Origin of the sequence: Microbacterium enclense (genome assembly GCF_004022425.1) — a bacterium.
GTDB classification, from domain to species: Bacteria; Actinomycetota; Actinomycetes; order Actinomycetales; family Microbacteriaceae; genus Microbacterium; species Microbacterium enclense_A.
The window spans coordinates 1-19,372 of sequence record NZ_RBZY01000034.1; the positions used below are offsets into that span (position 1 = coordinate 1).

Annotated in this window: 15 protein-coding genes; 7 read left to right on the plus strand and 8 right to left on the minus strand. The window is 70.5% G+C overall.

What is annotated here, in order from left to right; genetic code table 11:
* Positions 1–107: 107 nt before the first annotated feature.
* The 3 genes from D8Y23_RS10325 to D8Y23_RS10335 form a co-directional block, all read right to left on the minus strand.
* Entirely contained in the window at positions 108–1,073 is a 966-nt protein-coding gene (locus D8Y23_RS10325; RefSeq protein ID WP_128218058.1) for a cytochrome b/b6 domain-containing protein, read from the minus strand.
* Between the two features lie 110 nt (positions 1,074–1,183).
* Complete coding sequence (locus tag D8Y23_RS10330; protein ID WP_128218059.1) at positions 1,184–1,975, minus strand: enoyl-CoA hydratase-related protein; 792 nt, start codon at positions 1,973–1,975, stop codon at positions 1,184–1,186.
* 89 nt (positions 1,976–2,064) lie between these two features.
* Positions 2,065–2,787, minus strand: a complete 723-nt coding sequence (locus D8Y23_RS10335; RefSeq protein ID WP_128218060.1) for a VIT1/CCC1 transporter family protein — start codon at positions 2,785–2,787, stop codon at positions 2,065–2,067.
* Positions 2,788–2,956: 169 nt separating this feature from the next.
* On the opposite strand from D8Y23_RS10335, the gene D8Y23_RS10340 reads away from it, so the two are divergent.
* Positions 2,957–6,469, plus strand: a complete 3,513-nt coding sequence (locus tag D8Y23_RS10340; RefSeq protein ID WP_128218061.1) for a choice-of-anchor I family protein — start codon at positions 2,957–2,959, stop codon at positions 6,467–6,469.
* A gap of 117 nt (positions 6,470–6,586) precedes the next feature.
* On the opposite strand, the gene D8Y23_RS10345 is transcribed toward D8Y23_RS10340, so the two are convergent.
* The gene (locus D8Y23_RS10345) at positions 6,587–7,771 is read right to left on the minus strand and encodes a thiolase family protein (protein WP_128218062.1); all 1,185 of its coding nucleotides are present in this window, start codon (positions 7,769–7,771) and stop codon (positions 6,587–6,589) included.
* Positions 7,772–7,862: 91 nt separating this feature from the next.
* On the opposite strand from D8Y23_RS10345, the gene D8Y23_RS10350 reads away from it, so the two are divergent.
* Positions 7,863–8,177: a YbjQ family protein gene (locus D8Y23_RS10350; RefSeq protein WP_128218063.1), complete on the plus strand. Its 315-nt coding sequence runs from the start codon at positions 7,863–7,865 to the stop codon at positions 8,175–8,177.
* A gap of 15 nt (positions 8,178–8,192) precedes the next feature.
* Here D8Y23_RS10350 and D8Y23_RS10355 read toward each other — a convergent pair whose 3' ends face one another.
* Positions 8,193–8,771: a TetR/AcrR family transcriptional regulator gene (locus D8Y23_RS10355; RefSeq protein ID WP_128218064.1), complete on the minus strand. Its 579-nt coding sequence runs from the start codon at positions 8,769–8,771 to the stop codon at positions 8,193–8,195.
* 69 nt (positions 8,772–8,840) lie between these two features.
* On the opposite strand from D8Y23_RS10355, the gene D8Y23_RS10360 reads away from it, so the two are divergent.
* Positions 8,841–9,815, plus strand: a complete 975-nt coding sequence (locus D8Y23_RS10360; protein ID WP_128218065.1) for a zinc-binding dehydrogenase — start codon at positions 8,841–8,843, stop codon at positions 9,813–9,815.
* 109 nt (positions 9,816–9,924) lie between these two features.
* On the opposite strand, the gene D8Y23_RS10365 is transcribed toward D8Y23_RS10360, so the two are convergent.
* The 3 genes from D8Y23_RS10365 to D8Y23_RS10375 form a co-directional block, all read right to left on the minus strand.
* Positions 9,925–10,389 carry an NUDIX domain-containing protein gene (locus tag D8Y23_RS10365; RefSeq protein ID WP_128218066.1) on the minus strand — a complete coding sequence of 155 codons (465 nt, stop codon included), beginning with the start codon at positions 10,387–10,389 and terminating at the stop codon, positions 9,925–9,927.
* The gene (locus D8Y23_RS10370) at positions 10,389–11,999 is read right to left on the minus strand and encodes a DUF4407 domain-containing protein (protein WP_128218067.1); all 1,611 of its coding nucleotides are present in this window, start codon (positions 11,997–11,999) and stop codon (positions 10,389–10,391) included. The genes D8Y23_RS10365 and D8Y23_RS10370 overlap by 1 nt, the downstream gene beginning before the upstream one ends.
* Positions 12,000–12,077: 78 nt before the next feature.
* On the minus strand, positions 12,078–13,091 hold the full coding sequence (locus D8Y23_RS10375; RefSeq protein ID WP_128218068.1) for an aldo/keto reductase family protein: 1,014 nt from the start codon (positions 13,089–13,091) through the stop codon (positions 12,078–12,080).
* A 240-nt stretch (positions 13,092–13,331) separates the two neighbouring features.
* Between D8Y23_RS10375 and D8Y23_RS10380 the strand changes: the two genes are divergently transcribed.
* Genes D8Y23_RS10380 through D8Y23_RS10395 form a run of 4 tightly spaced genes read left to right on the plus strand, consistent with a single transcriptional unit; the run spans position 13,332 to position 19,362 of the window.
* Positions 13,332–14,831, plus strand: coding sequence for a glycosyltransferase (locus D8Y23_RS10380; protein ID WP_128218069.1), 1,500 nt, complete (start codon positions 13,332–13,334; stop codon positions 14,829–14,831).
* Positions 14,828–16,825: an ArnT family glycosyltransferase gene (locus tag D8Y23_RS10385; RefSeq protein ID WP_128218070.1), complete on the plus strand. Its 1,998-nt coding sequence runs from the start codon at positions 14,828–14,830 to the stop codon at positions 16,823–16,825. The genes D8Y23_RS10380 and D8Y23_RS10385 overlap by 4 nt, the downstream gene beginning before the upstream one ends.
* Before the next feature lie 33 nt (positions 16,826–16,858).
* Positions 16,859–17,737: a DUF4397 domain-containing protein gene (locus D8Y23_RS10390; RefSeq protein ID WP_128218071.1), complete on the plus strand. Its 879-nt coding sequence runs from the start codon at positions 16,859–16,861 to the stop codon at positions 17,735–17,737.
* Positions 17,734–19,362, plus strand: coding sequence for a class F sortase (locus D8Y23_RS10395; RefSeq protein ID WP_164878208.1), 1,629 nt, complete (start codon positions 17,734–17,736; stop codon positions 19,360–19,362). The genes D8Y23_RS10390 and D8Y23_RS10395 overlap by 4 nt, the downstream gene beginning before the upstream one ends.
* The last annotated feature ends 10 nt before the right edge of the window (positions 19,363–19,372 follow it).

Below are 19,372 nucleotides of genomic sequence, written 5' to 3' on the forward strand. Positions count from 1 at the left end.
CCCGCCGCTGCCCCGAAGGCACACGATCCGGCCGAGAGCACACGTTCGGGACGACCGCAGCGTGTGCGTTCGACCGGATCGTGTGGGCTCGGCGAGCAGCGGCGGCGTCAGCGCTGGCGGACGTCGCCGAACAGGCGCGCCACCGGAATCAAGACGCGCGGGCGGGCGGCGATCCACGCGGCGGCCATGACCAGCAGGGATGCCGCGAACAAAAGCAAGCCGGTCGGGTCGGTGGCGAAGGCGTCGGGGTCGACCGAGCCGCGGGCGGCGTACATGTGGTTGAGGTTGCGCAGCGCACCGGTCGCGAGCACGAGGAACACGTGCACGGCTATGAAGACGACGAAGAAGAGCATCACCGGGAAGTGGATGCGACGCGCCCACTCCGCGGGGAGCAGGCGACTCAACCGCTCGGCATCCTTCGGCCAGATGCCCGACAGCCGCACGCCCGTGACGATCGCGAGCGGCGCGGCGATGAACGTGATCGCGAAGTACGACAGCTGCTGCAGGCTGTTGTAGTTGACCCATCCGTTCTCGGTGGGCCAATCGAGCGCGGCGTACTGCAACGCCGCCGACACGGCGTTCGGGAAGACGTCCCACGACGTCGGGACGACCCGCATCCACTGCCCGGTCGCGAACAGCAGCACGATGTAGATCACGCCGTTGGCAACCCAGAGGACGTCGATCGCCTGGTGGAACCACAGCGCCAGGCTGATGCGGCGCCGCTTGTTGCCGCGCGGCGACCAGAAGGCATCCGGTCGCTTCTGTCGGCGGAACTGCAGCCCCGAGCGGATCACGAGCAGCAGGAACAGGCTGTTGAGGAAGTGCTGCCACCCGAGCCAGGCGGGGATGCCGACCGGGGCCGCCGCCGGCAGGGCGTACTCCCCGGGATAGGCGGTGAGGAACTCGCGGATCGGTTCGAGCGACACCAGCACCCGCGCGATCAGCACGATGAAGACGGCGAGAATGATCGCCGCCGCGCCGAGAAGGAGCACGGATCCGATCCACTGACGGGCCGTCAGCTCGCCGAACAGGCGCGACGACCCGCGCTGCGGGATGCGGGGTGTGGACGCCATCTACTTCTCAGGGCCGGGGCGAGGACTGACCTCCCGACGATACCGAACCCCGTCGCCCCGCTCCTGCCCACCGCGCGTTCTTGGCCCGCAGGACACGCGATGGTAGGGGGTCAGCGGTGCGTGAAGTTCGGCGATCGCTTCTCGCGGAACGCCGCCATCCCCTCCTTCTGGTCCGCGGTGTCGAACAGGGCGGCGAACGTCTGCCCCTCGAAGCGCAGCCCCTCGGCGAGAGTCGACTCGAGGGCCACGTCGAGCGCAGCTTTCGCGGCGTACAGCGCGGGAAGCGGCTTCGCGGCGATCGCCTCGGCCACCGACTCCGCCTCGGCGAGCAGCTCGGCGGCGGGAACGACCCGCGAGACCAGGCCCGCACGCTCGGCCTCGGCGGCGTCCATCATGCGCCCGGTCAGGACCATCTCGGCGGCCTTGTAGTACCCGATCGCGCGCACGAGTCGCTGAGTCCCGCCCAGGCCCGGAATGACACCGAGCTGGATCTCCGGCTGGCCGAATTTCGCGCGATCGGATGCCAGGATGATGTCGCACATCATCGCCAGCTCGCACCCGCCGCCGAGGGCGTACCCCGAGACGGCGGCGATCACCGGGGTCCGCACCGCGGCGAAGCGCCGCCACGCGCCGAAATGGTCGGGCAGGGTCATGTCGAGGCCCGACATCGACTCCATCTCTTTGATGTCGGCCCCGGCCGCGAACGCCTTCTCCGAACCGGTGACGACGATGGCTCCGACGTCGGGGGCGTCGTCGAACGCCGTCGCCGCGGCGACCACCTCGGTCATCAACCGCGCGTTCAGGGCGTTCAGCGCCTCGGGGCGGTCGAGGGCGATCCACCCGACCCGCCCGCGCTGCTCGACCTGGATCGTCTCGTACGCGGCACTGCGGTGGTCGGTCATGTCACTCCCAGGGGTCGCGGAAAGGTCTGGTGGCATCGTCGCACGCTCCCCCGACATCGCCCAGGGGGTTCCGGCGGAGGGACGCGAGCTCAGCCCGCCGCCACCCCGAACAGCGCCCCGACCGCGTACGTCGCGCCGAGCGCGAGCGCACCGCCGATCACCGTGCGCAGGATCGCGCGGCCGCGGCGCGCACCGCCGATCCACGCGGCGAGGTACCCCGTGATCGCGAGGGCGACGAGCACCGCGACGAAGGTGAGCGGCACGCGCACCTCGACCGGTGCGAGCAGGATCGTCGCGAGCGGCAGTAGAGCCCCGACCGTGAACGCCACCGCCGACGCGATCGCGGCGGCCCACGGGCTCACCACGTCCTCCGCGTCGATGTTCAGCTCGACCGCGAGGTGGGCTTTCAGGGCATCGGATGCCGTGAGCTCGGTCGCCACGCGCCTCGCGGTGTCGCGGCTGAGCCCCTGCGCCTCGTACAGGCCGATGAGCTCGGCGAGTTCGGCATCCGGACCCTCCGCCAGTTCGCGGCGTTCCTTCTGAATGAGCGCGTGCTCGCTGTCGCGCTGACTCGACACCGACACGTACTCTCCCAGCGCCATGGAGATCGCGCCACCGACGAGGGCGGCGAGACCGGCGATCAGGACCGGTCCGACGTCGCTCGTGGCACCCGCGACACCCACGACGACAGCGGCCGTCGAAACGATGCCGTCATTCGCGCCGAGGACGCCGGCTCGGAGCCAGTTCAGGCGCTGCGCGAGTCCTTGGCGGTGCGGTTCATCGGGGTGCACTCCGGCGGGCGAGTCGGTCACGGCGTCAGGCTAGTCCCGGCGCCGCTACAGCCTGTCGTCGGGTGAAGACGTAACCGCGAAACCCCGTTCCTTCCTCCCTCGTTCACCCCTTCGTCACCGCCGGTAGGCAGAGTGGCAGGGATTCGCGCCCCCGCGCGCGTCGCTCCCTCCCGACACCCCGAGGACGTCCATGCCTTCGACATTCCTGCGCCGTGCCGTTGCGCTGACCGCGACCGCGTCGGCCGTGTGCGCGCTCGCACTGACCGGAACGACAGCGGCATCCGCCGCGATCGTCGCCGATCCCGTGCGCGACAGTGCGCCCGACACCTCCGTGACCCTGCGTCCGATCGGCAGCTTCGAGACGGGCGTCTTCGACGCCTCTGCCGCTGAGATCGTCCACGCCTACAAGAACCGGCTGTTCGTCGTGAACGCGCAAGCCGGCGCCGTCGATGTGCTCGACAACAGCAACCCCGCCGCACCGACCAAGCTCTACTCGCTGACCGGCACGGGCGTGGCGAACTCGCTCGCCGTCCGCGGCGACGGACTGGGCGTCGTCGCCCTCGAGAGTGAGGACAAGACCTCCCCGGGTCGCCTCGTCTTCTTCGACGCCGATGCCGCCGAGCCGACCGTGCTCGGCGAGGTCACGGTGGGCTCCCTCCCCGACATGGTGACCCTGAGTTCTGATGGAACCTACGCCGTAGTAGCGAACGAGGGAGAGCCGGCCGACAACTTCTCCACCGACCCCGAGGGGTCGATCGGTGTCGTCTCGCTCCCCGCCGACAAGTCGGCTCCCGCGCAGTCCGCCGTACGGATCGCCGGATTCGCGGACTTCGAAGACGGCGGTGTGAAGGCGCTCGACCCCGACGTGCGCGTCTTCGGTCCCGACGTGGCCGCGCCCGACCAGGACGGCGCGCCCCTGGCATCCAACCGTGTGAGCCGGAACCTCGAGCCCGAATACGTCGCCGTCGTCGGCGGCACCGCGTACGCGGCGCTGCAGGAGGCCAACGCGATCGCCGAGATCGACCTCGCCTCCGCAACCGTGACCGACATCTGGTCGCTCGGTTTCAAGGACTACGGGACGCAGACGCTGGATGCCAGCGACCGCGACCCGCGCGACGCCCCCATCTACAACCAGAAGAGCTACGACGGCCTCTTCGGCATGTACATGCCCGATGCCATCGAGGCGTACGAGGTCGATGGCAAGACCTACCTCGTCACCGCCAACGAAGGTGACGGGCGCGAGTGGGGCGAAGACTTCACCGACACCGCACGGGCGAAGGACCTCGGCGACGGCGGATTGGCTCCGGTGTGCGCCGACAGCCCCCTCGCCGGTGCGCTGGAGGATGAAGACCTCGGCCGGCTCAACGTCGCGACAGACATGGGGCTCAGCGAGGACGGCACCTGCTACGAGGAGCTGTACACCTTCGGCGGCCGCGGATTCTCGATCTGGGATGCCGAGACCGGTGCGCAGGTGTTCGACTCCGGTTCCGACTTCGAGCGGATCACCCATGAAGCGAACCCCGACTTCTTCAACTCGAACCACTCCGAGTCCAACCTGGAGGGTCGCAGCGACGACAAGGGACCCGAGCCGGAGGGCGTTGCGATCGGCACCGTCGACGGCCGCACCTACGCCTTCGTCGGCCTGGAGCGCGTCGGCGGTGTGATGACCTACGACATCACCGACCCGTCAGCGGCCACGTACTCGTCGTACGTGAACAATCGCGACTTCTCCGTCTCGATGGAGGACGACGTCACCGGTGACGAGACCACCGACCGCGAGCTGCTCGCGCGGGCCGGCGACCTCGGCCCCGAGGGCGTGGAGTTCATCCCCGCCGACGCCTCGCCCACCGGCCGCGCCCTGGTTGCCGTCGGCAACGAGGTCTCGGGCACGACGACGGTCTTCGCGGTGGAGAACCCCGACGTGAAGGACATCGACATCCTCACGATCAACGACTTCCACGGCCGCCTCGAGGCCGGTTCGCAGGGCGAGGCCGGCGCCGCCGTCCTCGCGGGGGCGGTGAAGGCCAAGGAGGCCCAGAACCCGAACACGCTGTTCGTCTCGGCCGGTGACAACATCGGCGCCTCGACGTTCACGTCGCTGATCCAGGACGACTCGCCCACCATCGACACACTCGTCGAGTCGGGACTGGACGTCTCGGTCGTCGGTAACCACGAGTTCGACCGCGGTTTCGCCGACCTCACCGACCGTGTCCTCCCGGAGTACGGTGATGGCAGGTTCGGTCTCGGTGCCAATGTCTACTTCAAGGGCACCAAGAACCCTGCGCTCCAGGAATACGACGTCCAGGAGATCGACGGCGTCCGCGTGGCGTTCATCGGCACCGTCACCGAGGACACGGCCACGATGGTCGACCCGGCCGGTATCGCCGACATCGAGTTCGGCGACCAGCTCGAGGCCGCCAACCGCGTCGCCGCAGAGATCACCGCCGGCGACCTCGCCGACGTCATCGTCCTGCTGACGCACTCGGGGGCTGCCACGTCGAACGACTGCGCCGACCTCGTCGCCGACCAGGCCGGCTTCGGCGAGCTCGCCACCGACGCGTCGCCCGAGATCGATGCGATCGTCTCCGCCCACACGCACCAGACCTACGCCTGCGACGTGCCGATCGCGGGCACCGACCGCACCCGCCCGGTCATCCAGGCGTCCGAGTACGGCAAGGCGATGGGTCAGCTGTCGCTGCGCTACGACACCCGCACCGACGCGCTGGCATCCATTCAGGGAACCACCTTCCCCCTCGCCGGGGCGTACCCCGCCGACCCGGCCATTCAGGCCAAGGTCGACGCGTACGTCGCCGAGGCCGACGTGATCGGCGCGGAGCCGGTGGGCGAGATCAGCGGCGACATCCTGCGCGGGGGCACCCCCTCGGGAGCCGACCGCGGCGTCGAGTCGTCGATGGGCAACTGGGTCGCCGATGTCTACCTCTGGGCGACGTCGGAGAACCCGGGCTACGCCGGCACCCCCGCACAGATCGCTCTGATGAACCCGGGCGGCCTCCGTGCCGACCTGCTCAAGGGCGAGGACGGCATCGTCACCTACAAGGAGGCCGCGCTGGTCCAGCCCTTCGCCAACACGTTGGTGACGGTCACCCTCACGGGCGAGCAGATCCGGGACATCCTGAACGAGCAGTGGAAGGCGACGGGCGACCGCCCCAAGCTCCACCTCGGTGTCTCGGAGGGCTTCACCTACGAGTACGTGCAGGATGCCACCGACCCGCGTGTCGGCTCGGTCGTGTCGATGAGCTACCTCGGTGACCCGATCGCCGACACCGACACCTTCACGGTGGTGACGAACTCGTTCCTCGCCAACGGCGGTGACGGTTTCGCGACCTTCGCCGAGGGCACGAACCGCACCGACACCGGCCAGATCGACCTGGATGCCACCCTGTCCTACTTCGAGGCAATGGACATCGTCGATCCGGCACCGACCGGCCGCGCCGTGATCTTCTCGGACGAGACTCCCGGCGACGGAAGCGGCTCGGGAGATGGCAGCGGCTCGGGCTCCGGCTCGGATTCGGGCTCCGGCCAGGGCACCGCGGGCGGACAGTCGGGCGGGTCGAGCGCGAGCGCCGGAGGCGCGCTCGCCACCACCGGTGCACAGGTCCCGTGGGGCCTGGCCCTCGCGGGCAGCTTCTTCCTGGTCGCGGGCGGACTCGCCTTCGCCCTGCGTAAGCGCCGCACGGTCTGACCCCCACCTCCGGAACGGCCCTCACCCTTCGGGGTGGGGGCCGTTCCCTTTCGCGTGAGGGGTCATTTTCTGTCGCTTCACGGCCCCCTAAGCGACAGAAACTGACCCCTCACGCGGCTAGAAACGCCGCAGCAACGCAGCGAGGGCCTGACCACCGCCGATGCACATCGTCACGACCGCGTACTCGAGATCGCGGCGCTGCAGGTCGAGGGCGGCACGGACCGTCAGGATCGCTCCGGTCGCCCCGACCGGGTGCCCGAGCGCGATCGCGCCGCCGTACGGGTTGACCTTCTCGGGGTCGAGGCCGGCATCGCGGATCACCGCGACCGCCTGGGCGGCGAACGCCTCGTTCAGCTCGATCACGTCGACATCGGCGGGGGTGAGCCCGGTCTGCTCCCACAACCGCTTCAGCGCGAGAACCGGGGCGTACCCCATGATCTCGGGGTCGACGCCCGCGGTCGTCACGGCCTCGAGGGTCGCGAGGCCGGTGAGGCCGCGCTCCCGCACATCGTCCTCCCGCATGAGCACGGTCGCCGCGGCGCCGTCGTTGATCCCCGAGGAGTTGCCCGCCGTCACGGAGCCCTCCGCGGCGAATGCCGGCCGCAGCCCCGCCAGCACCTCGAGCGTCGTGCCAGGGCGCGGGTGCTCGTCCGTCGTGACCTCGACCGGCCGCTTCCCGCCGGTCGTCACGGGCACGATCTCCTCCGCGAACGCCGCACGGCTGGCATCCAGGGCCGCCCTGCGCTGGCTCTCGACGGCGAAAGCGTCCTGCTCCTCCCGCGATGCCGAGTATCGGGATGCCACGGTCTCGGCGGTGGTGCCCATGTGCCGGCCGCTGAACGGGTCGGTGAGGATCGCGAGCGTGCCGTCGAGGAGTTTTCGGTCGCCGAGCCGCGCGTTGCCGCGCGCGCCGTACTCCAGGAACGGGGTGCGCGACATGCTCTCGTCGCCGCCCGCGACGACGACGTCGACACCACCCCACCGCAGTTCTTGCGCGCCAGACCAGATCGCCTGCAGCCCCGATCCGCAGAGGCGGTTGACGGTGAACGCGGGCACCCGGGTCGGCAGCCCCGCGGCGAGCGCGACCCGGCGGGCGTTGTAGGCGTCGGGTCCGTTCTGCGCGATGCAGCCCATGATCACTTCGTCGACGGCGTCCTTCGACACCCCCGCGCGCTCGAGGGCGGCCGACACCGCGACGGCGCCGAGCTCGTGCGCGTCGACGCTCGACAGCGCTCCGCCGAACGACCCGACAGGCGTGCGCGCGCCCGCGACGAGAACGATGCGGGACTCGGTCGATGACATGCGGACCTCCGGCGATCTGGGGGTCCGGGCCGGGCGTCGGCGCTCGGCATCCGGGCTTCCCCCGCGACGGCCACACTGCCACACTGGCCCCATGCTCGTCACCACGATGAACGATGTCCCCGGCCGCCAGATCGTCGAGGTCTACGGCGAAGTCACCGGCTTGACGGTGCGCGCCCGCAACATCGGCGTGCAGTTCGGCGCGGGCCTGAAGTCGATCTTCGGCGGCGAGCTGGAGGGCCTGACGAAACAGCTGCAGGAGAGCCGCGACGAGGCGAAACAGCGGCTCATCGAACAGGCAGAGGCGCTCGGCGCGGACGCCGTCATCGCGATGCGCTTCGACACGAGCGAAGTCGCGCAGAACTTCCAGGAGGTCGTCGCCTACGGCACGGCGGTCAAGCTGGGCTGACGGCCCCCGGGGGCCTCACCCCCACGACTCCACCGTCACCGGGATGGATGCCAGTGTGGCCACGGCCGCGTCCCGGTCGGCGCGGGCGAGGGTCAGCGCCGCCACGACGAGCGACGCGCACACCGCGGACAGGGCGTCCACGGCATCCGGGGCCAGATCCGGACGCCGGTCGGCGACGGCAGCGCGGATCGCGGCGCGCATCTCGGCGGCGTACCCGGAGACGAGCGCGCGGACCTCGGCGTCGTCCGTCGCGAGCGGCGAAGAGCCGGCGTTGAGCAGCAGGCACCCCAGGCGCGCGCGAGGGCTGTCGGCCGCGATCGCGGCGCGCATCTCCTCGACATAGGCCTCCAACGCGCCCGGGTCACCGCCGCCGAGGGGCCGGAAGCGCGTGCGCACGACATCGTCGAGGTACGCCGCGAGCACGGCGTCGAACAGGCCGCGCTTGCTGCCGAACGCGTTGTACAGGCTGGACCGCGTGAGTCCGGTCGCGTCTTCGAGCTCGGTGATCCCCGCCTCGGCGTATCCGCGCTGCCAGAACACGTCTCGTGCGGCGTCGACGACGGCGCGGCGGTCGAACGTCGGCATCCTGCCCATGGGTTTCCTTCTTCCCGGTCAAGGTCTATATTAGACCGATCGTTACAAAATAACCACGCGAGGAGAGATATGCGCGCGATCGTGCACCCCCAGTTCGGCGAGCCGACCGACGTCCTGGACGTCGAAGAGGTCGAGACCCCCGAACCCGGCCCGGGTCAGGTGCGGCTGCGCATCCTCCTGTCTCCGATCCACAACCACGACCTGTGGACGATCCGCGGCACCTACGGGTACAAGCCCGAGCTCCCCGCCCGCGCCGGAACCGAGGCCGTCGGTGTCGTCGATGCGCTCGGAGACGGCGTCGAGGGGCTCGAGGTCGGCCAGCGCGTCGCCACTGGCGGAACCTTCGGCGTCTGGGCCGAGTACGTCGTCGCTCCCGCCGCCGGCCTCATCCCCGTCGCGGACGCCCTGCCCGACGAGATGGCCGCTCAGCTCGTGTCGATGCCGTTCAGCGCCATCAGCCTGCTGCATTCGCTCGACCTGACGGCCGGCGACTGGCTCGTGCAGAACACGGCCAACGGTGCCGTCGGACGCATGGTCGCGCAGATCGCGAAGGCCCGTGGCATCCATGTCCTGGGTCTGGTGCGCCGTCAGAGCGCGGTCGACGAACTCGCCCAGCAGGGCATCTCGAACGTCGTCTCGACCGACGCCGACGACTGGCGCGAGAAGGCCGCGGCGATCATCGACGGCGGGCGCGTCGTGGCCGGCGTCGATTCGGTCGGCGGTTCGGCGGCGAACGACGTGCTGTCGCTGCTGTCCGAGAACGCAACGCTCGTGATCTTCGGCTCGATGGGCGACGCCACGCTCGAGCTGTCGGCCGGCGACATCATCTTCCGCCAGGCGACCGTGAAGGGCTTCTGGGGCAGCGTCGTCAGCAAGACGATGGATGCCGAGACCCGCGGCGCCCTGTTCGGCGAGCTGTCGCGCTACCTCGCCGACGGCACCGTGACGCTCCCCGTCGCGGCCACGTTCGCGCTCGAGGACGTCCGCGACGCCGCGGCCGCGAGCTTCTCCCCGCGCGTCGGCAAGGTGCTGCTGCGCCCGTAAGCCGAGGGCAGAGAGTTCAGTGTCCAAGACACGCGGACGACCCCACGCGGCATCCGCGTGTCTTGGACACTCGAATCCCGGCTCGCGGCGGCGGAGGCGCGCGCAGACCTCAAGCGAGCAAGTGCTCCAGGGCGTCGAGCACCGGGCGCTGGCCCTTCACGAGGCGTTCGCGAGCGGCATCCAGGTCGGTCCATTCGGCCCGGTCGACCTCGGGGAACGACGCCCGGCGGCCCGACCGCGGCGGCCATTCCATCTCGAACTCGCCGAACACGAATCCGGACGCCTCGAACCCGGTGCCGTCGCTCGCGAACACGATGAGCCTCTTGCCGGACGTCGCGGCGAACGGCCCGAGCTCGACCCACTCCCCCGCGGGGGGCTCGAGGCCCAGCTCCTCGACGAACTCGCGACGAGCGGCGTCACGCGGCTCTTCGGCGCCCGGCTCGAACTCGCCCTTGGGAATCGACCAGGCCCCGGCATCCTTGCGGGCCCAGAACGGCCCGCCCATGTGTGCGATGAGCACCTCGAGCGCGAGATGCCGCCGGTACAGCAGCAGTCCCGCGCTCCAGGCGACCATCAGACGCCCGCCGGGACGCGCGCCGCTTCTTCGGCGATCACATCGGCGCGCTTGCGGAACGTTCGGGCCGTCACCCGATCAAGGGCGATCTGCCCGCGCATGCGCTCGGCCTTCTCGTACAGAGACGGGCCGCCGAAGCCGGTGAGCACCTTCACGAGCACCGGCAGCAGCTCGATCATGAAGAACAGCGCCGCGATGAGCCAGTGCGCCCAGCGGAGAGCCGGCTCACGCTCGGACAACCGCTCGAGCGCCGAGATCTGACTCAGCAGGCCCACGGCTCCGGCATTGCCGTCCGCGACGGAGGCGGCGCGGTCGTTGTACGCCGCGAGCGCCGAATCGTACTGCGCGCGGGCCGCCGGGAGCTGGTCCGCGGCCTGCTGCTTGTTCTGCTCGGCGGAGGCGGCGGCGGCCTCGGCACCGGCCGAATTGGCAGCGGCCAGCGTCGACTGCGCCTGCGCGAGCTGGGCCGACAGGGTGTCGTACGCGGACTGCGCCTGCGTGAGCTGGGCCTGCGCGGCATCCGAACTCGCGCCGTCGCCGGCGACGCCCGTGCACCCCGGGACCGTGCCGGCACCCTGACCGGTCAGCTCGCACTGGTAGACGGCACGCGCCTGATCGATGACGGTCTGCTGCGCGGCGAGCTGCTGCGTCAGCTGGTCGACGGTCTGCTGCGCGGCGGCGGCCTCCGCCGAGGTCGACGACGTCCCGGCGACGATTCCGGTCGCGGCCTGGTTCTCGAGCGCGGCGACCTGGGCGCTCGCGGCATCGAGTGCTTGCTTCTCGGGCCCGTTCGTCACGGCATCCTGATCGCTCAGAGCCTGCGTGACGTTGGTCGAGTTGACCTCGCGATTGATGTCGTTCTGGAACACCTGCAGCACGAGCGGCTCGGCGACCACGATGCCGATCAGCGCGGCCATGATCACGCGCGGGAAGGCGAGGCCGAGCAGGCGGAACACGTTCTTCGTCGATCGCATCGTCGAGGTGAGGAAGCGGTCGAGGTTGAAGATGATGAGGCCCCACACGAGTGCGAGCGGGATGGCGAGGAAGATGCTGACGCGCACACCCGTCATCAGCGCGAACATCATCGATATCGCCGAGACGAGCGCCGTGCCCAGCAGCACGAGGAACATCTGCACGAAGCGCGGCACCTCTTCGGGCACCTCGTCGAGCACGTCGTTGTCGGCACCGCCGAGCACCGCCATGCGCCGAACGAGCGAGAGGCTCGGGCGACGGGGGTCGGCGCGGCGCAACCGCGGCGGACGGGCAGGGGATGCCACGGGCGCGGGGAACGGTGCGGCTTCGGGCAGCGCGGGCTCCTCCCGCTCCGGTGCGGGGTCCTCGGCGACCGTCTCGGCGACCGGCTGCGGGTCGGCGGGGATCGCTTCCGGCTCGGGCCACTCGAACGGAGCGGTGTCGTCATCGGTTGCGGGCGGTGCGCCCCACGGCTCGATCGGGTCGTCGAGGGTCGAATCACGTGCCGAGGAGTCGGCGTCGTCACGCTGCTGGGCGAGGATGTCGTCGAGGTACTGGGGCTCGCGATCATCGTCCGTCGTGAACTCGATACGGCCGTCGGAGCCGAAGCGGCCGGGCCGGTGAGCGGAAAAGGACATTCGCACAGGGTACGACGCGAGTCCTGTCCGCTCCTGAGCGGGGGCTGAGGCCAGGCCCAGACCCCGCTCAGGGAGGGATCAGACCAGGCGCTGCTTGGGTGAGACCTGGTAGGTGTTCTCGGGGTCGGAGAACACCGCGTCACCCAGGGCCGCGTCGATCGCGGCGAGCGTGTCGGCATCGAGCGTCACGCCCGAGGCCTTCACGGTGTCGGCGAGCTGCTCGGGACGCGAGGCGCCCACGAGGGCCGCGGCGATGTTCGGGTTCTGCAGCACCCAGGCGATCGCGAGCTGCGGCATGCCGAGGCCCGCCTCGTCGGCGATCGGCTTCAGTCGCTGCACGGCCTCGAGGACCTCGTCGCGCAGGAAGCCCTTGATGAAGTTCGCCCCGCTCTTGTCGTCGGTCGCCCGCGAACCGTCGGGAACCGGCTGCCCCGGCAGGTACTTGCCGCTGAGGACGCCCTGCGCCATCGGCGACCACACGATCTGCGAGATACCGAGCTCTTCACTGGTCGGCACGACCTTGCCCTCGATGACGCGCCACAGCATCGAGTACTGCGGCTGGTTCGAGATGAGCTGGATGCCGAGCTGCTGGGCGAGCGCATGACCGTCGCGCAGCTGCTCGGCGGTCCACTCGGAGACACCGATGTACAGCGCCTTGCCCTGACGGACGATGTCGGCGAAGGCCTGGAACGTCTCTTCGAGGGGCGTTTCGTAGTCGAAGCGGTGGGCCTGGTAGAGGTCGACGTAGTCGGTGCCGAGCCGCTTCAGGGACCCGTTGATCGAGTCCATGATGTGCTTCCGGCTCAGGCCGGTGTCGTTGGGGCCCATGGGACCGGTGGGGAAGTAGACCTTCGTGAAGATCTCGAGCGACTCGCGGCGATGCCCCTCGAGCGCCTTGCCCAGCACGACCTCCGCCGCCGTGTTGGCGTAGGTGTCTGCGGTGTCGAACGTCGTGATGCCAGCGTCGAGAGCGGCGTGCACCGTCTTGATCGCGGCGTCGTCACCGACCTGCGAACCGTGCGTCACCCAGTTCCCGAGGGTGATCTCCGAGATCTTGAATCCACTGTTGCCGAGGTAGCGATAACCGACCATGCGTCAACGCTATCGGGGGCTTCGGATACCGGGGGCCGCGAGAGCGTCGCCCGTCCGGGAAGCGCAGGCGGTGGGGGCAGCCTATGCGTTAGCGGAGAGAACCCTGGCAATCGCCCGCCCGGTCCAAACCGCCCGACGGACCGCCGCGGATGACCCCTGTGCGGCGTTCCCCGGCTGCCGCTCAATTCCCCCGTTCCTCGCCCTCGAACCGTCCACGTGGACGCTGGAGGTACTTCCCCCATGCCCGCTCTCGGCCCCTCCCTCTCCCTCCTCGCGCAGGCCGCCCCCGATCCCACCCCCGAACCGTTGCTCACACCGGTCGCCCCCGTCCCCGGGCAGGTGCCCGGCGACGTGACGGAGATCCCCGCCCCCGCACAGCCGGGGTCATCGATCAGCGGCGGGTTCCTCCCGGATTGGTCGATCGGGGAATGGGTCGGCTACAGCGGCATCATCCTGCTCGCCGTGCTCCTCACCGTCGTGGCGACCACGACCCTGTGGTGGATGCTGCACGCATGGCGCTCCGCAGAGGATCTGCGCGCGACGCAGTTCAGCTCGTCCCCCCGGCCGGCGCGCCACCGCTTCACGCTCCTCGTCCCCGGCCGTCACGAGGAGGAGGTGATGGGGCAGACTCTCGACCGCCTCGCTCAGCAGGATCACCCCGATTTCGAGATCATCGCGATCGTCGGCCACGACGACCCCGGCACTGAGTTCGTCGTGCGACAGGCTGCGGCGCGGCATCCGGATCTCATCACCGTCGTCGTCGATGACAGCGTCCCCAAGAACAAGCCCAAGGCGCTCAACAAAGCCCTCCGGATTGCGACCGGCGACATCGTCGGCGTCTTCGACGCGGAGGACGAAGTGCACCCGGGACTGCTCACGGTCGTCGACTCAAAGTTCCAGGAGACCGGGGCCGACGTCGTACAGGGCGGCGTACAGCTGATGAACTTCGAGACGAGCTGGTGGTCGTTGCGCAACGTTCTGGAGTACTACTTCTGGTTCCGCTCGCGCCTGCACTTCCACGCGCGCTCCAAGTTCATCCCCCTCGGCGGCAACACCGTCTTCGTCACCCGTGACCGGCTCGAATGGTCGCGCGGCTGGGATGACCAGTGCCTCGCGGAGGACTGCGAGCTGGGCGTGCGCCTCTCGAGCGACGGCGCCAAGGTCGTCGTCGCGTACAACCCCGAGTACGTCACCCGCGAGGAGACCCCACCGACTCTGACATCCCTCTACAAGCAGCGCACGCGCTGGAATCAGGGCTTCCTCCAGGTGCTGGGCAAGGGCGAGTGGAAGAAGCTCCCGACTCTCCGCCAGCGCCTGTACGCGCGCTACCTGCTGAACATGCCGTTCCTGCAGGCCGCGACGGGCCTGCTCATCCCCGTCTCGATCGCGTTCATCCTGCTGGTGAAGGTCCCGACGCCCGTCGCCCTCATCACGTTCCTGCCCCTCGTGCCGACCGTCATCACACTCGTCGCCGAAGCGGCCGGCCTGACGGAGTTCGGCCGCGTCTACGAGAGGAAGGTGCGGGTGCGCGACTACGTGCGCCTCGTCCTGGGCCTCGTGCCGTACCAGATCTTCCTCGCGGCCGCCGCGGTGCGCTCCGTCGTCCGGCAGGTGCGCGGTGACGGCAGCTGGGAGAAGACCGAGCACACCGGTGCGCACCGTGACACCACGGCATCCGACGATGAGGGGCGCCCGGCGACACCCGAACTGATCGGCACAGCGGCGGAGGCGGCCCGATGACCTCGACACTCGACCGCGTTCCCACCGACGCTCCTCATCACGAGGCACGCACGTCCTCGGATGCCACGCCCCGGCGACGCGTCTCGGCCTGGCGTTCGCGTCTCGGCGACGCCCTCTGGCTGCTCCCGCCCCTGCTGATCGGACTGATCGTCAACGCGATCAACCTCGGCGGCTCCCCCCAGCGCATCGACGACGAGGGCACCTACGCCGCGCAGGCATGGAGCATCGCCAACCTCGGCGAACTGACCCACTACACCTACTGGTACGACCACCCGCCGCTCGGCTGGATCCAGATCGCGGCGTGGGCCGGACTCACCGACGCGTGGGACCGTTACGACGTGGCCGTGATCGCCGCCCGTGAATCGATGCTGGTGGCCACAGCGATCGCGGCCGTCCTGCTGTGGTTCCTGGTCCGTCGGATCGGGTTCGCCCGCCTGACGGCATCCGTCGCGATGGCGGTGTTCCTGCTGTCGCCGCTCGCCGTGCAGTTCCACCGTCAGGTGTACCTGGACAACATCGCCACCGCGTGGCTGCTGGGCGCGTTCCTGCTCGCGATGAGCCGGCGCGCGCAGTTGCTCGGATACATCGGTGCCGCGGCGGCGTTCGGCGTGGCGGTCCTCACCAAGGAGACCTACCTCCTGGCCCTGCCGCTGCTGGCATGGATGATGTGGCGCGGAGCGGATCGCACGACACGGAGGTACACGCTGTCGGTCGCGGCCGCGGTGCTCGCGATCGTCGGCCTGACCTACGTCGCGTTCGCGCTCGTCAAGGGCGAGGTAGCGCCGGGACCGGGACGGGTGAGCCTGTGGGACGGGCTGGCCTTCCAGCTCGCTTCGCGCGACGGCAGCGGCTCGCTGTTCGATCCGGAGAGCCTGTTCTCGCGCACGGTGGGGCTGTGGTGGCAGTTGGATTCCGTCCTCGTCGTGACGGCCCTGGCCGCCGCCGTGGCCGCCCTCGCCGTGCGACGCCTCCGCCCGTGGGCCATCGCCCTTCTCGCTCTGACCGCGTTCATGTTCCGCGGCGGGTACCTCCCCGTGCCGTACGTGATCATGCTGCTCCCCTTCGCCGCGATCGTCGTGGCGGGCATGGGACAGGTGGCCGTCGAGGCCCTGCGCTCGCGCGTCACCGTGCGCCGGTTCGGCGGCGTGGCGGTGGCATCCGGTCTCGTCGTCGCACTCGTGGCCGCGGGGCCGCTCTGGGCCACACAGCTGCGAGGATTCCTGCTCGCCGATCTCGACCGGCCGCTGCGCGACGCGGAGGCGTGGATGACGCAGAACGCCCCCGCCGATGCGCGCATGCTCGTCGACGATGCCATGTGGGTCGACCTGGTCAGAGCCGGGTTCGAGCGTGAGAACGTCGTCTGGTACTACAAGGCCGACACCGATCCCGACGTGCAGGAACTCGCCCCCGACGGATGGCGCGACTACGACTACGTCCTCACGACCGACTCGATGCGCACCTTCCCCACGGAGTTCCCGACCGTGCGCCAGGCGATCGAGAACAGCGCGGTCGTCGCCTCGTTCGGCGAGGGCGCGCAGAAGGTCGACGTGCGACTCGTCGACGCCGCCCAGGCAGCCCTCGCGCAGGCCGCTGACGGCGACCTCTACGCCGCGCGCTCGGTCGCCGGCCAGCAGGTCCTGCAGAACCCCGACGTCGGCGTGCCCGGCGAGGAGCAGGATCTCCTCATCTCCGGTGTCGTCGACGGGCGCATCCTCCTGACGCTCGGCCAGCTGTCCGCCGGCGGACGCGTCGACGTCGCCGACATCGTGCAGCTCGAGGGCGACCCCTCCGGCGTCCACCGCCGACTCGTCGTCAGCTCGTTCGCAGGTCAGGACGCGCGAGGGGATGGACCGGGCGCCGACGCGCTGCTCCGCTTCTACGAATCGCTGTCCGGGCCCCTCCGCCCGGTGTCGGTCGACCGTGCCGACTCGGGCGTGATCATCACGTTCTCGCCCGACGAACCCGTCGACCTGCTCCCCCGACCCACCGCCTGACCTTCCTCCTCCCCCCGAAGAAAAGGACACCCCATGACCCGCATTTCCTCCCCGATGACCCGTCGCACCGTGCGCGGGCTCGCCCTCGCCACCGCGGCGTTGCTGCCCGCCGCGCTCGGTCTCGCGACGGCGCCCGCCGCGATGGCCGCGACCTCCGAACCCGCCGGCTGGGCGCGTGTGGCACACCTCTCGCCCGACACCAAGTCGGTCGACGTCCAGCTGACCGCCCTCGCCGGCGGCGCGGTCGTCTACGAGCTCGACGACGTCGCCTACGGCGCCGTCAGCCCCTACATCCCGCTCGCAGAAGGAACCTACGTCGTGTCGATGGTCCCCTCCGACGCCGCAGACGACGTCCAGCCCATCGTGCGCCAGTCCGTCGACGTGACCGAGGGCGCACCGCTCACCGTCGCGGCGTACGGGCGCAACGCCGACCTCCAGACGACGGTGTTCGAGGACGACCTCTCCGCCCCCGAGGAGGGCCAGGCACGCGTCCGCGTCGTGCAGGCGTCCACGATCGAGCCGACCGTGACCGTCGACACCGCCGAAGGCCGCCCGATCGCGCGCGACGTCCCGACGGGGTCGGCCACCGACTACGCCGCCGTCCCCGCCGGGTCGTGGGATCTCGAAATCAGCGGAACCGACGAAGCGGCCACCTCCGCCGTCGATCTGCCCGCGGGCTCCGTGTCCACCCTGTTCGTCCTCGACGACGCGCAGGGATCGCTCACCGCCCAGACCATCACCGACTCCGCGACGCTCGCCGACATGCCCGTCGGCGGCATCCACACCGGTGGCGGCGGAACCGCGGCCACCCCTGTCGGCCCGATCGGCATCGCCGGCGCGGTCGCGGCCGCCCTCGCAGGGTTCGCGACGATCGGGGCCCTGCACCGCCGCGGGGTGAAGGCGGACGCGTGAGCATCCTGCGACGCGCCCTCCCCGCCGGTGCCCTCGCCGCGGCGGTCGCCGTTGCGGTGTCGGCGTGCACGGCGCCGGGCGAGCCCGCGGACGGGTCGGCCGACGACACCGTCGCAGCCGCCTCCGCGTTCCTCGCGGAGTACGTCGACGACGGCCGCGTGGTGCGCACGGACCAGGGCGGCGACACCGTCAGCGAGGGGCAGGCATACGGCCTGCTCCTCGCCGTAGCCGCGGACGACGAGCCGGTGTTCGACCGCATCTGGGAGTGGACCACCGAGAATCTGCAACGGGACGACGGTCTCCTCGCGTGGCAGTGGCAGGACGGTGCCGTCGTCGACGACCAGCCCGCCTCGGACGCCGACCTGGATGCCGCCCGCGCCCTCGTCCTCGCCGGAGACGCCTTCGACCGCGACGATTTGCGCGAGCAGGGCATCGCCCTCGGCGCGTCACTGCTCGACCGCATGACGGCGGAGACGGCGCTGGGCCGGATCCTCCTCCCCGGCCCCTGGGCCGAGGCATCCCCGCACGCCTACAACCCGTCGTACGCCTCGCCCGCCGCGTACGAGGTGCTTGCCCAGGCCTCGGGTGACGAACGATGGAATGAGCTGGCGGCGGGCAGCCGCGCCGCCACGGACGCCCTCCTCGAGGCGAACCCCCTGCCGACGAACTGGGCCACGATCGGCGCGGACGGCTCGGTCGCCATCGCCGGCTCCGCGGGGGGAGGCGGCGAGCCCGGGTACGGCTACGACGCCGCGCGCACCCCGATCCGGTACGCGGAGTCCTGCGACCCGGCCGATCGGGCGCTCGCCGGTCGGATCGCCACGGCCCTGCCCGACTCCGCGACGCTCGCCGCGGAACTCGACTCCGGCGCCGGGTCGATCACGACCGATCAGCACCCGGTGGCCTACGCCGCTCGCGCGGCGGCCCTGGCCGCGGACGGTCGTGCCGACGACGCGCTCGCCGACGTCCAGCGGATGTCGGACACCGCGGCATCCACGCCGACGTACTACGGCGCCGCCTGGAACGCCCTCGCCGTCGCCATGCTGAACGACGACGTGCTGGGCGGCTGCCCTCCGCTTCGCGACGCGGGAGCGGGCGCGGCGCCCGCCCCCGCGGGGGACGCCGGCACCGCCACCGGCGCGGCCGCGGGTCTGCAGAACCCCGTGGCGCCGCGACAGGCCTCGACGGCGCGGCCGGTGCACATCTCGATCCCCGCGATCGGAGTGGACTCGGGCCTTATCGGCCTCGGTCTGGGCGGCGACGGCTGGATCGAGTCACCCCAGGACTACGACGACATCGGGTGGTACGAGGACGGCGTGCTCCCCGGCGAGATCGGGCCGGCGGTCATCGCCGGTCACGTCGACTCCCCGACGGGACCCGCGGTGTTCTACGACCTCCCCGAACTCGCGACGGGCGACACCGTGTCGATCCGTCGCGCCGACGGAACCACGGCGGACTTCGTCGTGACCGGTCTGCAGACGGTGGAGAAGGACACCTTCCCCACCGAGTCGGTGTACGCCCCGACACCCACTCCGGAGTTGCGACTGGTGACGTGTGCCGGGGCGTGGGATTCGACCACCGGCCACTACGTCGACAACCTCGTGGTGACGGCCGTCGCCGCCTGAGGCTCCGGAA

Coding starts and splice junctions, on each gene's coding strand:
- D8Y23_RS10355 (WP_128218064.1), bottom strand. CDS start 8,771: ATGGGCAGGATGCCGACGTTCGACCGCCGCGCCGTCGTCGACGCCGCA.
- D8Y23_RS10380 (WP_128218069.1), top strand. CDS start 13,332: ATGCCCGCTCTCGGCCCCTCCCTCTCCCTCCTCGCGCAGGCCGCCCCC.
- D8Y23_RS10330 (WP_128218059.1), bottom strand. CDS start 1,975: ATGACCGACCACCGCAGTGCCGCGTACGAGACGATCCAGGTCGAGCAG.
- D8Y23_RS10375 (WP_128218068.1), bottom strand. CDS start 13,091: ATGGTCGGTTATCGCTACCTCGGCAACAGTGGATTCAAGATCTCGGAG.
- D8Y23_RS10385 (WP_128218070.1), top strand. CDS start 14,828: ATGACCTCGACACTCGACCGCGTTCCCACCGACGCTCCTCATCACGAG.
- D8Y23_RS10390 (WP_128218071.1), top strand. CDS start 16,859: ATGACCCGCATTTCCTCCCCGATGACCCGTCGCACCGTGCGCGGGCTC.
- D8Y23_RS10345 (WP_128218062.1), bottom strand. CDS start 7,771: ATGTCATCGACCGAGTCCCGCATCGTTCTCGTCGCGGGCGCGCGCACG.
- D8Y23_RS10370 (WP_128218067.1), bottom strand. CDS start 11,999: ATGTCCTTTTCCGCTCACCGGCCCGGCCGCTTCGGCTCCGACGGCCGT.
- D8Y23_RS10325 (WP_128218058.1), bottom strand. CDS start 1,073: ATGGCGTCCACACCCCGCATCCCGCAGCGCGGGTCGTCGCGCCTGTTC.
- D8Y23_RS10360 (WP_128218065.1), top strand. CDS start 8,841: ATGCGCGCGATCGTGCACCCCCAGTTCGGCGAGCCGACCGACGTCCTG.
- D8Y23_RS10365 (WP_128218066.1), bottom strand. CDS start 10,389: ATGGTCGCCTGGAGCGCGGGACTGCTGCTGTACCGGCGGCATCTCGCG.
- D8Y23_RS10350 (WP_128218063.1), top strand. CDS start 7,863: ATGCTCGTCACCACGATGAACGATGTCCCCGGCCGCCAGATCGTCGAG.
- D8Y23_RS10340 (WP_128218061.1), top strand. CDS start 2,957: ATGCCTTCGACATTCCTGCGCCGTGCCGTTGCGCTGACCGCGACCGCG.